Below are 13,508 nucleotides of genomic sequence, written 5' to 3'. Positions count from 1 at the left end.
AACTACAATCGCCCCACCCAACTCGTCAAACAAGTTCAGACGCGTGACACTAGGAACCTGAGGACCGTCCAGCACCTCATCGACTCGGAAGGCCTGGGCGTGGTCGAGGCCGCAAAGACGGTGGGCTGGTCGAAGGCCACCTACTATCGCCACCGGGCGGCGCAGGCCGGTTCGTAGGAGCCCGTCGTCGGCTCCCCGTGCTAGAGTCGAGTCATCACGATCAGCCCGTTGCCGCAAGGCGCGGGCTGATTTTCTATCTGAAGGAAGCTCGTGGTCGAGTACACGAAGGAGTGGCTTCCGCTCGACCAGCAGGTCGAGCGGCTGATCGACCGCGGCCTCGCGGTCGACGACCCAGAACGAGCGCTCCGACTGCTGCAGTCGATCGGCTACTACCGACTCACCGGCTACCTGTACCCCTTCCTCGAGGCCGAGGAGTACACCGACGACGGTCGCGAGCGAACTCGGGTACTGAACAGGTATCTGCCCGGCACCGCGCTTCACCATGCCGAGACGATCATCGACTTCGACCGCCGACTGCGGATGCTGGTCATGGAAGGCGTCGAGCGCATCGAGGTCGCGGTGCGGATGCAGGCGGGGTACGTCCTCGGCAGGTCCTCCGCGTTCGCCCATGAGGACCCGGCGGCCTTCGACGACTCGTTCACGAAGGCGGGCACGGACAGCCGCGATCCGCAGCCCAGCTCGCACGTGAAGTGGCTGCAGCGCGTCAAGGATCGGCGGGACGGGTCCGACGAGCAGTTCGTCGCGCACTTCCGGGAGAAGTACGACGATCGCATGCCGGTCTGGGCCCTCACCGAGCTCCTCGAGCTCGGACAGCTGTCGAGCCTGTACAGGGGAATGCTCCAGCCGGATGCCGAAGAGCTCGCCCTCGCGTTCGGCGTCCCGAGGAAGAAGCTCATGGCCAGCTGGCTCGCCAGCCTCAACTACGTGCGCAACGTGGCGGCCCACCACTCGCGGCTGTTCAATCGGAAGCTTCAGAACGCGCCGTCGCGTCCTGCTTCAGGGCTGGTGTCGATGCTCGATCACCTCCGTGCGCCGGAAGCGCCGAAGAAGGACTTCGGCACCTACAACGCGCTGGCCGTGATCGCCTACCTCCTGCTCACGGTCGCCCCGGAGTCCGGGTGGCCTCGCCGGCTAGCCGAGCTGCTCGAAGCGTTCCCAGCGTCGCACGCCCTGACGGTCGGATCGATCGGCGTCCCCGACGGCTGGGAGTCGCTGGACCTGTGGCGGTGAGCTCGACGCCGATCAAGTCTCGTAAAGGTGCTTGTTGAGACAGGGGCAGTGAGACAGAGTTCTGAGACCGAGGCCCCCGCATGACTGCGGGGGCCTCGTCTCGTCCCGTCAAGGAGATGTCTTCGAGACGCGTCTTCGGAGCACCGCCGAAACCTGCCATTGTCGACGCTGCATCTTCGATGGGACGCGAAAGCAGTCAAAGAACGGTCGCGCTGCTGTCTCGCATCCGCGATGCACACTAGCGAGCGGTACGGCAACGGCGGCGGGGCCGTGCAACCACAGAGCACGCGGCCCCGCCGCTGATGACTGGTCCTACCCAGAAACGTCCGGCCGGAGTTCAGCCCTGCTGGTAGGCGATCGTCGTCATCATGCCGGCTTCCCCGTGGTAGACGTTGTGGCAGTGGCTGAGCCACCGGCCGGGGTTGTCGGCGTCGAACTCGACGCGGAGCGTCTTGCCGGGCAGGACGATCGAGGTGTCCTTGCGGGGCCCGCCTCCGGGATGCTGGTAGGTGTGGCCGTGCAGGTGCATCGGATGCCACATCTTGGTCGAGTTCTTGAACTCCAGCGCGACGCGCTCGCCCTCCTTGAGGCCGAGGGCGTCGCGCATGGGCTGCTCCATGTCCATGCGCTTGCCGTTGATCGCCCAGTCGTACTTCTCCATGCCCCCGGTCAGCTCGAGGACGAGTGTGCGGTCGGCGGCGCGCTGGGGCAGGGCGACCGCATCGATGGCCTTGAGGTCGGCCGCGGTGGCGGGAGCCTTCGTCTGCGGGAGCTTCGCGTCCTTGGCCGGGGCGCTGCCGGATCCGGTGCGCAGGACGGCGACGGCCTGGTCCTGCTTCCCAAGGGCCTCGGCGACGACGGCGAACGCGCCGTCGCCGGCGGTGATGACGGCGTCGTAGCGCTCGCCCATGCCGAGCACGACGCTCTCGGCCTCGAACGGCTGGATCGGGTAGCCGTCGGTGTGGGTGATGGTGAGCGGGTGCTCGGCGACGCCGAACCGGAAGGCGGTGTCGCCGCCGGCGTTGATGATCCGCAGTCTGATCTTCTGGCCCGGCTTCGCGGTGAAGGTCTCCGGGTCGGCCGCTGGCCTGCCGTTGATCAGGTAGAGCGGATAGTAGACGTCGCCGGCGTCGCCGCCGAGCAGCGGCGAGGTCGCCCCCATCAGGGTGTTGCCCATCCGCATCGGCCCCATGTCCATTCCGCCGTGGTCCATCATGCCCTTGCCGAGTTCCTTCATCACCTGGTCGGGCGTCGCGATGACGCCGTCGAGCCAGTCGTCCAGGACGATGATCCACTCCTGGTCGTAGTCGCCCTTCTCGTTCGGGTCGTCGATGATCAGCGGGGCGTACAGGCCGCGGTCCTGCTGGACGCCGACGTGCGGGTGGAACCAGTAGGTCCCGGCGTGCGGGAGCACGAACTCGTAGGAGAACGCGCCGCCTGGCTCGACCGGCTTCTGCGTCAGGTTCGGCACGCCGTCCATGTCGTTGCGCAGTGCCAGGCCGTGCCAGTGCACGGTGGTCGGGTCGGGTAGATCGTTGGTCAGGGCGACCTTCAGGGTGTCGCCGATGTTGCCGCGGATCGGCTCGGTCGCCGACGCGCCGGTGAACGCCCAGGTCTTCGCCTCCTTCCCGGCCAGGTCCACGGTGGTCGGCTCGGCGGTCAGCGCACGCTGCACGGTTGTGCCGGTGCGGCGGCGCTTGGATTCGGCCTTCTCGACGGCGGCGCTGTCGGGCCCGACGAACGAGGTCGTCTTGCTGGTGGAGGTGCAGCCGGCGAGGCCTGCGGCGGTGAGGGTCAGTGCGCCGGCGGCGAGGAACTGGCGGCGGTTCAGGTCGGTGTGCATGGTTGAACGGTGTCCTTCTGTGTCGATGGTGAGCGGTGCCACGGGCATCGGCCTGGACGCGCTCGACGACCACGGGTGATCGGATGCGCAGGCTCGAGGGCTCTCGGGAGAGGGGTCAGCGCCATCTGGGCGCGATGCCGTCGCAGATGCAGGGCAGGCGCATGGGCATGCCCCGATGGGCAGGAGCGCCGCTGGGGGGCGCTCCCCGCTGCTCACGTTCGATAGATCGACAGTTCCAGGTGCGACAGCGCTAATCGGCGGGGCGTCTGGAGAGGCGGCACCGGCTCGGGCGCGCGGCCGAGCTCGGGCAGGGTCGCGGCGAGCGGGGCCGGAAGGACGGGGATGCTCTTGCCGGTCGGCCCGGGGACGCAGGTGGAGCCTGAGCCGCTGCTCATGGCACCCGCGCAGCCGCCGGAGCCGTGGACCATGCCATGCGATCCGGACGTCGACGACGAGGGGGCGACGGCCGCCTCTGCGGTCAGAGCTGGCGTCGCCGGGGCGGAATGCTTCATCGAGGCCATGGGGGCGCTCATGGCCCCGGCACCGTTGGCCAGCGAGTGCATTCCGAGGAGGCCGGCGATCAGCAGGGCCGCGAGGACGAGGAGCTGCAGCCGGTGCCGGCTGCGGCGGGGTTCGTCGGTCGCGGTCTCCACGCTGCACAGCATACCCCGGTGGCGTATCCCGTCTCCAAGGGAGGATCCGTCGGCGAGGCGCACCCCCCGCGTTGCGGGAATACCCGGCAGGGGTATACGGTTACTCGTACGCGGTACCCACTGGGGGTATCTCTGCTGAGGAGGCATTCGATGGCTGCGAACGAGTACCAGGTGACGGGCATGACCTGCGGGCACTGCGAGATGTCGGTCCGCGAGGAGGTCAGCGGGATCCCCGGCGTCGAGGACGTCGAGGTCAGCGCGCAGACCGGCAAGCTCGTCGTGTCGGGCTCCGGCGAGATCGACGACGCGAAGGTCCTGGCCGCCGTCGAGGAGGCCGGCTACACGGCCGTGCGCGCCTGACGACACCACCACCAGCGCGGCTCACGCTCCCCGTCGACCCCGACGGCGGCGGGGGCGGAGCGCGCACCACTGACCGCATCGGCGACATGACCGCCCCTGCGCACGAACCGGACGTCTCAAAGCCCGGAGAAGAAAGGACGCAGAGGATGACTGCACCAGCGCCGCTCAGCACGGACGCCGGCATCGAGCTGGAGATCGGCGGGATGACGTGCGCCTCGTGCGCGAACCGGATTGAGCGCAAGCTCAACAGGCTCGACGGCGTCACCGCGTCGGTCAACTACGCCACAGAGAAGGCCAAGGTCACCGTGCCCGCGGGCTACGACCCGCAGCTGCTGGTCGCCGAGGTCGAGAAGACCGGCTACACCGCCGCCCTGCCCGAGCCCCCGGACGCGAAGACCGATGACGCCTCCGACGGAGGCGCGGACGCCGACCCTGAGCTGATCTCTCTGAGGCAGAGGCTGATCGGGTCGATCGTGCTCACCGTGCCGGTGATCGCGATGGCGATGATCCCTGCCCTGCAGTTCACCTACTGGCAGTGGGCCTCGCTGACCCTGGCCGCGCCGGTGATCGTGTGGGCGGGCTGGCCGTTCCACAAGGCATCGTGGATTAACCTCAAGCACGGCACCGCGACGATGGACACGCTCGTCTCGATGGGCACCTCGGCGGCGTTCCTGTGGTCGCTGTACGCGCTGTTCTTCGGCCACGCCGGTATGCCGGGGATGAAGCACCCGTTCGAGTTCGCGCTGGCCCGCTCCGACGGCGCGGGCAACATCTACCTCGAGGCGGCCGCCGGGGTGACGATGTTCATCCTCGCCGGTCGCTACTTCGAGAAGCGGTCCAAGCGCCAGGCAGGCGCGGCCCTGCGCACCTTGCTCAATCTCGGAGCGAAGGAGGTCTCGGTGCTGCGCGGCGGGGCCGAGGTCAAGATCCCGACCGCAGAGCTGGCCGTTGGCGACGAGTTCGTCGTCCGGCCCGGAGAGAAGATCGCCACCGACGGGACGGTCGTCTCCGGCAGCTCCGCGGTGGACGCATCCATGCTCACCGGCGAATCGGTGCCGGTGGAGGTCGCACCGGGCGACCCGGTCACCGGGGCCACCGTGAACGCCGGCGGCCGGCTCGTCGTCCGGGCGACCCGCGTCGGCTCGGACACCCAGCTGGCGCAGATGGCCAAGCTGGTCGAGGACGCCCAGTCCGGCAAGGCCGCTGTCCAGCGGCTGGCCGACAGGATCTCCGGAGTGTTCGTCCCGATCGTCATCGCCATCGCGCTCGTCGCCCTGGCGGCGTGGCTGATCTCCGGGGCCGGCGTCTCGACGGCGTTCACCGCCGCGGTCGCGGTCCTCGTCATCGCCTGCCCCTGCGCCCTGGGCCTCGCCACCCCGACCGCACTGCTGGTCGGCACCGGCCGCGGCGCGCAGCTGGGCATCCTGATCAAGGGCCCCGAGGTCCTCGAATCCACCCGCAAGGTCGACACCGTCGTGCTGGACAAGACCGGCACCGTCACCACCGGCAGGATGACCCTGGTCGACGTGATCGCCGAGGCCGGCACCGACCGCGCCGAGCTGCTCCGCCTGGCCGGGGCCCTGGAGGACGCCTCCGAGCACCCGATCGCCCAGGCCGTCGCCAAGGGCGCGGTCCAGGAGACCGGCCAGCTCCCGACGCCGGAGGACTTCGCCAACGTCGAGGGCAAGGGCGTGCAGGGCGTCGTCGACGGCCACGCCGTGCTCGTCGGCCGGGAGTCCCTGCTGGCCGACTGGTCCCAGCACCTCTCCCCTGACGTCGCCGCCGCCAAGGCCGCAGCCGAGGCCGAGGGCAAGACCGTCGTCGCCGTCGGCTGGGACGGGCAGGCCCGCGGCGTCCTCGTCGTGGCCGACACGGTCAAGCCCACCAGCGCCGAGGCGATCCAGGGCCTGAAGGGCCTGGGCCTGACCCCGGTGCTGCTCACCGGAGACAACGAGGCCGTCGCGAAGCGGATCGCCGCCGAGGTCGGCATCGACCAGGTCATCGCCGAGGTCCTGCCCAAGGACAAGGTCGACGTCGTCGCCCGCCTCCAGGGCGAAGGCAAGGTCGTCGCGATGGTCGGCGACGGCGTCAACGACGCCCCCGCCCTCGCCCAGGCCGATCTGGGTCTGGCGATGGGCACCGGCACCGACGTCGCCATCGAGGCCTCCGACATCACTCTGGTGCGCGGGGACCTGCGGGCCGCCGTCGACGCGATCCGGCTGTCCCGCCGGACCTTGGGCACCATCAAGGCCAACCTGTTCTGGGCCTTCGCCTACAACGTCGCGGCCATCCCGGTCGCGGCGCTGGGCATGCTCAACCCCATGCTCGCGGGCGCGGCGATGGCGTTCTCATCCGTCTTCGTCGTCGGCAACAGCCTCCGCCTGCGCGGATTCCGCAGCGTCACCCCGCACTGACCCGCACAACCACCCACCCGAACTGAACTGATCGCACGAGAGGCATCCGACGATGACGAACGACTCCCACGCCCACGCCAGCTGCTGCAGCACCTCCAGCGCCGCGAACCCGGCGGTCGACGCCGAGGGCCGCGAGAACCTGCTGAGCGGCAGCGACGACATGACCACCTGCCCCGTCATGGTCGGCAGCCGGGTCAGCAAGACCGCGGCCGAGGCGGCAGGCCTCTTCCGCGACTACCGAGGCCAGCGCTACTGGTTCTGCTGCGCCGGCTGCGGGCCGGCCTTCGACGCCGACCCCGCCAAGTACGCCGCCGCCATGGCGTAGTCCGAGCACCGGATCGGAGCGCCCAGATAGACGCTCCGGCGGACCAGCAGGATTGCGATATACCCCACCGGGGTATATGGTCGGAGATGGACAAGGCAACGAACAGGAGACCACATGCGCAAGCGCCTCACCATGACCCTCGCAGCAGGAGTGCTCGGCGGAGCACTCCTGCTGACCGGCTGCAGCTCCGGCGACCAGGACCCCTCGAAAGCCGGCCCGCACCACGGCGGCAGCAGCTCGACGAGCTCCCCGGCCAGCAGCGACGGCGGGATGGACCACTCCTCGATGGAGCACCCGATGGACGGCGGCCCAGCGCCCGCCGGCATCGAGAAGGCCGCCTCCCCCAAGTACCCGGTCGGCACCCAGGTGATCCTCACCGCCGACCACATGATGGGCATGGACGGCGCGAAGGCCACGATCGTCGGCGCGTACGACACCTACACCTACGCGGTGAACTTCACGCCCACCACCGGCGGCGAACCGGTCAAGGACCACAAGTGGGTCGTCCAGCAGGAGATCAAGGACGCCGGCAGCAAGCAGCTGGCCGACGGCACCGAAGTCACCCTGGAGGCCGAGCACATGAAGGGCATGAAGGGCGCGAAGGCCACCATCGCCTCCTCCACCGACGAGACCGTCTACATGGTCGACTACGAAGCAGGCGGCATGAAGATGACCAACCACAAGTGGGTCGTCGAGAGCGAGATCAAGCCGGCCTCCTGAGCCGGCCACCACCGCAGAGCAGGGCCCGGACAAGGGAAGCAGCAATGACAGACCCGAACGCGCATCAGCACCACCACGGCGACACCGCAGACGCGCCCGCCCACAGCGGGCACGCCGTCGCGACCACCGCGCCCGGCCACGGGGAAGATCCGCACGCGGGGCACGCAGGCCACGTCGCGCACCAGGGGCAGCACGGAGACCACGCCGGTCACGGCGGTCATGGAGGCCACGGGGACCACGTCGGCCAGTTCCGTCGGCTGTTCTGGATCAACCTCGTCATCGCCGCCCCGGTGGTGGGGCTCTCGCCCATGTTCGCCATGCTGCTCGGGTACTCCGTGCCCGGCTGGGCGGGGTGGGTCGCAGCGGTGCTCGGCACCGTCATGTACGTCTGGGGCGGCAAGCCGTTCCTCACCGGTGCCTGGAGCGAGCTGAGGAGCCGCAAGCCGGGGATGATGCTGCTGATCGCGCTGGCGATCACCGTGGCGTTCTTCGCCTCCTGGGCCGCCACCCTCGGGCTCGTCCACCACGAGCTGGAGTTCTGGTGGGAGCTGGCGCTGCTGATCGTCATCATGCTGCTGGGGCACTGGATCGAGATGCGCTCCCTGGCCCAGACCACCTCCGCGCTCGACTCGCTTGCCGCCCTGCTGCCCGACGAGGCCGAGCGCGTCGAGGGCGACGACATCGTCAAGGTGGACCCCGCCGAGCTTCGCGTCGGCGACGTCGTCATCGTCCGCCCCGGCGGCAGCGTCCCCGCCGACGGCACCGTCGTCGACGGCCACGCCGACATGGACGAGTCGATGATCACCGGCGAGTCCCGGCCCGTCGCCCGCGGCGAGGGCGACCCGGTCACCGCCGGCACGGTGGCCACCGACTCCGGCCTGCGGGTCGAGATCACCGCCACCGGCGACGACACCGCCCTGGCCGGCATCAACCGGCTCGTCGCCGAGGCGCAGGGCTCCTCCTCCCGCGCTCAGCGCATCGCCGACCGCGCCGCCGCCTGGCTGTTCTGGTTCGCCCTCGGCGCTGCCCTGATCACCGCGATCGTCTGGACGCTGGCCGGGTCCCCCGACGACGCCGTGGTCCGCACCATCACCGTGCTCGTGATCGCCTGCCCCCACGCCCTGGGCCTGGCGATCCCGCTGGTCGTCTCCATCGCCACCGAGCGCGCCGCTCGCGGCGGCGTCCTGGTCAAGGACCGCCTCGCGCTGGAGTCCATGCGCCAGGTCGATGCCGTGCTGTTCGACAAGACCGGCACCCTCACCAGGGGCGAGCCCACCGTCACCGGCGTCGAACCGACCGGAGACCTGGACGCCAACCAGGTCCTCGCCCTGGCCGCATCGGCCGAGGCCGACAGCGAGCACCCGCTCGCCCGGGCCATCGTCGCCGCCGCCAAGGACCGCGGCCTCGCCCTGCAGCAGGCCACCGGATTCTCCTCCTCGCCCGCCGTCGGCGTCACAGCGACCGTGGCCGGCCACGAGATCCGCGTCGGCGGCCCCCGGCTGCTCGAGGAGACCGGCCAGCACGAAACTGAATCCGCAGAAGCCTGGCGCGGCGAGGGCGCGATCATCCTGCACGTCCTGCGCGACGGGCAGGTGATCGGCGGCCTCAAACTCGCCGACGAGGTCCGCCCGGAGTCCCGCGACGCCGTCGACGCGCTCCACGAACTGGGTGTCGAGGTCGTCATGATCACCGGCGACGCCGAGGCCGTGGCGAACGAGGTCGGCCAGGAGCTCGGCATCGACCGCGTCTTCGCCGGCGTCCGCCCCGAGGACAAGTCGGCCAAGGTCGCCCAGCTGCAGCACGAGGGCAAGAAGGTCGCCATGGTCGGCGACGGCGTCAACGACGCCCCGGCGCTGGCCCAGGCCGACGTCGGCATCGCCATCGGCGCGGGCACCGACGTCGCCATCGCCTCCGCCGGCGTCATCCTGGCCAGCTCCGACCCCCGCTCGGTTCTGTCGGTCACCCAGCTGTCGAAGGCCGCCTACCGGAAGATGAAGCAGAACCTGTGGTGGGCCGCCGGGTACAACCTGATCTCCGTCCCGCTGGCGGCCGGCGTCCTCGCACCCGTCGGCTTCGTGCTGCCGATGTCGGTCGGCGCGATCCTGATGTCGCTGTCCACCGTCGTCGTCGCCCTCAACGCCCAGCTGCTGCGGCGCATCGACCTCACCCCCCAAGCCAGCACCCGCTCGATCCTGGAGCGTCAGAAGTGAAGGACACGCCCATGACACTCGACACCACCACCGACACCACTGACAGCACCGGCACCGCCAGCCCCGGCACCGAAGTCGCCGCCGCCGCGGCCCACCATCACGGCTACATCAGCGACAAGGACCGCTACCTGACGCGCATGAAGCGGATCGAGGGCCAGGCCCGCGGCATCGCCAAGATGATCGACGACGAGAAGTACTGCATCGACATCCTCACCCAGGTCTCAGCGCTCACCCGAGCCCTGCAGGGCGTCGCGACCGGGCTGCTCGACGCCCACCTCAAGCACTGCGTCCTCGACGCCGCCAAGCTCGGCGACGACGACGCGGCGATCGCCAAGATCCAGGAAGCCACCGACGCGATCAACCGCCTCGTCCGCTCCTGAGGCTCACGAGCAGCGCACCCGCGCACACGAAGGAGAAGGACCCATGCCCCGTTTCGCCCCGCTGACCGCGGAGACCGCCGTCGGCGCGTCCCGGGACCTGCTCGGCGAGCTCGTCGAGCGCCACGGCACCGTGGGCGACATGGTCTCCACGATGGCCCACTCCCCGGCCGTCCTCGGCGGCTACCTGCAGCTGAGTAGAGCGATGCGCCGCGCCAAGCTCGACCGGAGAATCAGCGAGCTTCTCTCCATCGCGGTGCAGGCGCAGCAGGGCTGCGGCCTGTGCCTCGACGCCCACGTCGCGGCCGCCCGCTCCCTGGGCGTCGCCGAGGAGGAGATCAGCCTCGCCCACCAGGGCACGTCGAGCAATCCCGCCATCTCGGCCATGATCCGGCTCGGGCGGCAGGTCTATCGGGAGCCGACCTCCGTCACCGACGAGCAGATCGACCAGCTCCGCGCGTTCGGCTACAGCGACCGCGCGATCGCCGACGTCGTCGGCGTCGTCGCGCTCAACATCCTCACCGGCGCGTTCAACCTCGTCGCCGGGCTGGGACCCGAGGACCAGCACTGACGCCCGAGGGCATTCTCTTCGGCGACCCGACTGTGCACGGGGCCTTTCGACCGGCGGGTGCGGGCCGCGTCGTCGGCCTCGCACCGGCTGGCCTGGCAGCGGGAGCCGTGCTCGCAGCAGTCGCCCTGGCCTCGGCCAGAGCGGGGTCTGGCGGTCAGCTCCCGGGTCGGATTGGCATGTCGCCGGTGTTTGCCGAATACTTGTCCGGGGCCACGGCGTGCTCCGCGGCACTCTGGGGCCACCGAATCGAGCGGAAGGCGGGAAGGCAGTGCAGCGTTTCCTGAGCATCGCGCGCCGCTTCTCGCCGGTGCTCGCGGTCCTCACCGTCGCAGCTCTGCTGATGCTGCAGCCGCCGGCTCGCGCCGCTGACCATTTCTCGATGTCTGCGTCACTGGGCACCGCCGCCGCCGATGCCGGCGCTGCCGAGATGGCGACCGGCCATTCCCCGGAGAACAGCGCTCCCATTGTGGTCCACGGCCAGTTCTCGACCAAGAACGTCGGTGACCAGCAGGCGGCCGCGGCCGCCGGCCATTTGTCCATGGGGACCGTGTCCTCCGGGATGGGCATGGCGTCGGGCTGCGGCCCGGACTGCGGCTCGCCGGCGAGCCCGTCCCCGGGTCCGATGGACTGCGTCGCAGCGGGCTGCCTGATCCTGCTGGTGCTGCTGGTCGGGATCGGAGGCCTGCGGCCGGCAGCCCGCGGAGGCGGCTGGTCGCTTCCGCGCCCATCACGGCGCACTCTTATGGAATCGTTGGTCCTCCGCTGCTGGGCTCGCCCTCCGCTGAGCCTCGCCGAGCTGTCGATCAGTCGCACCTGAGCCGGTCGCAGGTCCATCCGCGCCCGTTTCGGGGCAGCAGACATGCAGCCGTGGCCGTTCCCAGCCGGAGAACCGGCAAGTAACCACGGACCCGGCAAGTAACCACGGAACCTGTGGGCGGGTGTGCCGACCCGCGACGCTCGCGACGCCCCGGCGTCCATTCTCTGACGACTCCTTTGACAACTCGCGACGACCCCACCGGCTGGAGTTGAGCGGTCCATGCATCCTCGGCGACGTCGGGCACGTCTTCCCCGGTGGCCGTCGACCATCCCAGCTGAGAGACCCATGACCAAGAACCAGAAATCATCCACTAAGTCTTCGAAATCGTCGCCATCGCAGCGCTCGACCGGCGGGCGTACGGCCAGCAGCCGGTCCGCGCGGGACCGGCTGCGGCAGATGCAGCTCCAGGAGGCCAAGGCCCGACGGGCGCGACGGCTGATCACGGGTGCCGCGATCGCTGTCGTGGTGCTGGCCGTCGCCGCCGGAGCGGTGGTCATCGCCAGCCTCCAAGGCGGTGGATCCGACGGCCCCACCGGCGGGGCTGCCGCCGCGGGGCGTCGGGACCTGCCGCCATGGTCGCTGCCCGCCAACACCTCTGACGCGGCGAAGGCCGTCGGCCTCCGAGTCGGCCCGATGGAGGGAACGGCGGCCCACTTCCACTCCCACCTCGACATCAGCGTCAACGGGCAGCCCATCGCCGTGCCGGCCAACATCGGCGTCGACCCCGCTAGCGGCCAGATGTCGGAGCTCCACACCCACGACGAACGCGGCGTGCTGCACGTCGAGGCCCCCACCGCCGACGGCCGCTACACCCTCGGCCAGGTCTTCACCGAGTGGCAGGTCCGCCTCGACGCCGAAGGCATCGGCGGACTGGACAACAGCAACACCGACAGCCTGCGCGCCTACGTCGACGGGAAGCGATTCCAGGGAGACCCCGCCACGATCCAGCTCACCGCCCACCGGCAGATCTCACTGGTCTACGGGCCGCGAGACGCCACCGACGACCCGGCGGCCAGCTACGCGTTCGAGCAGGGCGAGTAGACGATGCCAGCGAGAGGACCACAGACCGCGGCCCGGACCGTTGCGCTGGCCGCCGCCGTGCTGAGCCTGGGGCTGGCCGCGGGCTGCACGAAGTCCATAGACCCCGCCTCGCCGTCGAAGGACGGCTCCGCCGGGCCGGCCTCCGGTGTGGTGTGCAGCTCTATCAACCCGGACAGCGCAAGCCCGCCTCGACCGCCGAAGGGCCCGACGTCAGGACCGGCGGGAACGTGACCACCGACCATCCCGGCAAGGTGGTCGTGGTCAACGTGTGGGCGTCCTGGTGCGGGCCCTGCCGCAAGGAGGCCCCCGACCTCGCCGCCGCGAGCCGTGACACGGCCAAGACGGCCCGGTTCGTCGGCCTCAACATCCGCGACGACCGCGAAGCCGCGCAGGCCTTCACCCGCGCCTTCAAGACCCCCTACCCGAGCATCTTCGACCCCGAGGGCAAGCAGCTGGTGAAGTTCTCCGGGCAGCTGTCCACCACGGCCATCCCGACCACCCTGGTGATCGACCGCGCAGGGCGCAGCGCTGCCCGCATCACCGGACCCGTGGATCGCGACACCCTCGCCGCGCTCATCACCGACACCGCCAACGGCAAGTAGCCGACCGGCCCCAGGCATCGACCAGCGCTGCGGCCGGCCCGGGAGTCGACAGACCACGAGAAAGGAAATCTGGTGCTCGAGTCACTGGGAAGCTGGGCCGCGCAGACGGTCAGCGGGGCGATGCCATTGGCGTTGCCGGTCGCGTTCCTGGCCGGCCTCGTGTCGTTCTTCTCGCCCTGCGTGGTGCCGCTGCTGCCGGGATATATCTCCTACGCAACCGGCCTGTCGGCCGCCGAGATCGTGGCCGCTCGACCGCGGACGAGGATGTGGCGCGCGCTGGCGGGGACCGTCTTGTTCGTCGCCGGCTTCGGCGTCGTGTTCGTC

The 13,508-nt window shown here is 70.2% G+C and carries 14 protein-coding genes; 12 read left to right on the top strand and 2 right to left on the bottom strand.

All coding sequences use genetic code 11. The features are described from left to right. Window positions 1–270 precede the first annotated feature (270 nt). Complete coding sequence (locus AX669_RS02220) at window positions 271–1,251, top strand: Abi family protein (RefSeq protein WP_038566154.1); 981 nt, start codon at window positions 271–273, stop codon at window positions 1,249–1,251. Window positions 1,252–1,588: 337 nt separating this feature from the next. Here the strand turns inward: AX669_RS02220 and AX669_RS02215 are convergent, their stop codons facing one another. Further along, window positions 1,589–3,094, bottom strand: coding sequence for a multicopper oxidase family protein (locus AX669_RS02215; protein ID WP_058731094.1), 1,506 nt, complete (start codon window positions 3,092–3,094; stop codon window positions 1,589–1,591). Between the two features lie 212 nt (window positions 3,095–3,306). Beyond that, entirely contained in the window at window positions 3,307–3,747 is a 441-nt protein-coding gene (locus tag AX669_RS02210) for a DUF6153 family protein (RefSeq protein WP_156444893.1), read from the bottom strand. A gap of 150 nt (window positions 3,748–3,897) precedes the next feature. Between AX669_RS02210 and AX669_RS02205 the strand changes: the two genes are divergently transcribed. From AX669_RS02205 to AX669_RS02155, 11 genes are all read left to right on the top strand, one after another. Then, window positions 3,898–4,107, top strand: coding sequence for a heavy-metal-associated domain-containing protein (locus tag AX669_RS02205; protein ID WP_006944934.1), 210 nt, complete (start codon window positions 3,898–3,900; stop codon window positions 4,105–4,107). A 146-nt stretch (window positions 4,108–4,253) separates the two neighbouring features. Beyond that, the gene (locus tag AX669_RS02200) at window positions 4,254–6,521 is read left to right on the top strand and encodes a cation-translocating P-type ATPase (RefSeq protein WP_006944948.1); all 2,268 of its coding nucleotides are present in this window, start codon (window positions 4,254–4,256) and stop codon (window positions 6,519–6,521) included. Between the two features lie 52 nt (window positions 6,522–6,573). Then, on the top strand, window positions 6,574–6,846 hold the full coding sequence (locus AX669_RS02195; protein WP_006944982.1) for a YHS domain-containing protein: 273 nt from the start codon (window positions 6,574–6,576) through the stop codon (window positions 6,844–6,846). Window positions 6,847–6,960: 114 nt separating this feature from the next. Further along, window positions 6,961–7,566, top strand: coding sequence for a YdhK family protein (locus AX669_RS02190; RefSeq protein ID WP_006944980.1), 606 nt, complete (start codon window positions 6,961–6,963; stop codon window positions 7,564–7,566). Window positions 7,567–7,610: 44 nt separating this feature from the next. Then, on the top strand, window positions 7,611–9,776 hold the full coding sequence (locus AX669_RS02185) for a heavy metal translocating P-type ATPase (protein ID WP_038566131.1): 2,166 nt from the start codon (window positions 7,611–7,613) through the stop codon (window positions 9,774–9,776). Between the two features lie 11 nt (window positions 9,777–9,787). Beyond that, window positions 9,788–10,156, top strand: coding sequence for a metal-sensitive transcriptional regulator (locus AX669_RS02180; protein WP_171969963.1), 369 nt, complete (start codon window positions 9,788–9,790; stop codon window positions 10,154–10,156). Between the two features lie 43 nt (window positions 10,157–10,199). After that, window positions 10,200–10,724: a carboxymuconolactone decarboxylase family protein gene (locus AX669_RS02175; protein WP_038566125.1), complete on the top strand. Its 525-nt coding sequence runs from the start codon at window positions 10,200–10,202 to the stop codon at window positions 10,722–10,724. 268 nt (window positions 10,725–10,992) lie between these two features. Beyond that, window positions 10,993–11,541 carry a hypothetical protein gene (locus AX669_RS02170; protein ID WP_038566122.1) on the top strand — a complete coding sequence of 183 codons (549 nt, stop codon included), beginning with the start codon at window positions 10,993–10,995 and terminating at the stop codon, window positions 11,539–11,541. A gap of 285 nt (window positions 11,542–11,826) precedes the next feature. After that, a complete protein-coding gene (locus AX669_RS02165; RefSeq protein WP_196826333.1) occupies window positions 11,827–12,582 on the top strand; it encodes a hypothetical protein in 756 nt (251 codons plus the stop codon). Between the two features lie 152 nt (window positions 12,583–12,734). After that, the gene (locus AX669_RS13200) at window positions 12,735–13,184 is read left to right on the top strand and encodes a TlpA disulfide reductase family protein (protein ID WP_051805394.1); all 450 of its coding nucleotides are present in this window, start codon (window positions 12,735–12,737) and stop codon (window positions 13,182–13,184) included. Window positions 13,185–13,256: 72 nt separating this feature from the next. Beyond that, window positions 13,257–13,508, top strand: a 252-nt coding sequence (locus AX669_RS02155; RefSeq protein WP_304438399.1) for a cytochrome c biogenesis CcdA family protein, incomplete at its 3' end; no start/stop codon positions are given.

Source organism: Dermacoccus sp. CCH2-D9, from assembly GCF_001556795.1.
Taxonomy (GTDB): Bacteria; Actinomycetota; Actinomycetes; order Actinomycetales; family Dermatophilaceae; genus Dermacoccus; species Dermacoccus nishinomiyaensis.
Note: the sequence above shows the minus strand (reverse complement) of the source record. Positions and strands in the feature narration are given on the sequence as shown.

What these genes read in the sequence shown, in the direction of transcription:
- AX669_RS02215 (WP_058731094.1), bottom strand. Translation starts at nt 3,094, where the DNA reads ATGCACACCGACCTGAACCGCCGCCAGTTCCTCGCCGCCGGCGCACTG.
- AX669_RS02205 (WP_006944934.1), top strand. Translation starts at nt 3,898, where the DNA reads ATGGCTGCGAACGAGTACCAGGTGACGGGCATGACCTGCGGGCACTGC.
- AX669_RS02200 (WP_006944948.1), top strand. Translation starts at nt 4,254, where the DNA reads ATGACTGCACCAGCGCCGCTCAGCACGGACGCCGGCATCGAGCTGGAG.
- AX669_RS02195 (WP_006944982.1), top strand. Translation starts at nt 6,574, where the DNA reads ATGACGAACGACTCCCACGCCCACGCCAGCTGCTGCAGCACCTCCAGC.
- AX669_RS02190 (WP_006944980.1), top strand. Translation starts at nt 6,961, where the DNA reads ATGCGCAAGCGCCTCACCATGACCCTCGCAGCAGGAGTGCTCGGCGGA.
- AX669_RS02185 (WP_038566131.1), top strand. Translation starts at nt 7,611, where the DNA reads ATGACAGACCCGAACGCGCATCAGCACCACCACGGCGACACCGCAGAC.
- AX669_RS02180 (WP_171969963.1), top strand. Translation starts at nt 9,788, where the DNA reads ATGACACTCGACACCACCACCGACACCACTGACAGCACCGGCACCGCC.
- AX669_RS02175 (WP_038566125.1), top strand. Translation starts at nt 10,200, where the DNA reads ATGCCCCGTTTCGCCCCGCTGACCGCGGAGACCGCCGTCGGCGCGTCC.
- AX669_RS02165 (WP_196826333.1), top strand. Translation starts at nt 11,827, where the DNA reads ATGACCAAGAACCAGAAATCATCCACTAAGTCTTCGAAATCGTCGCCA.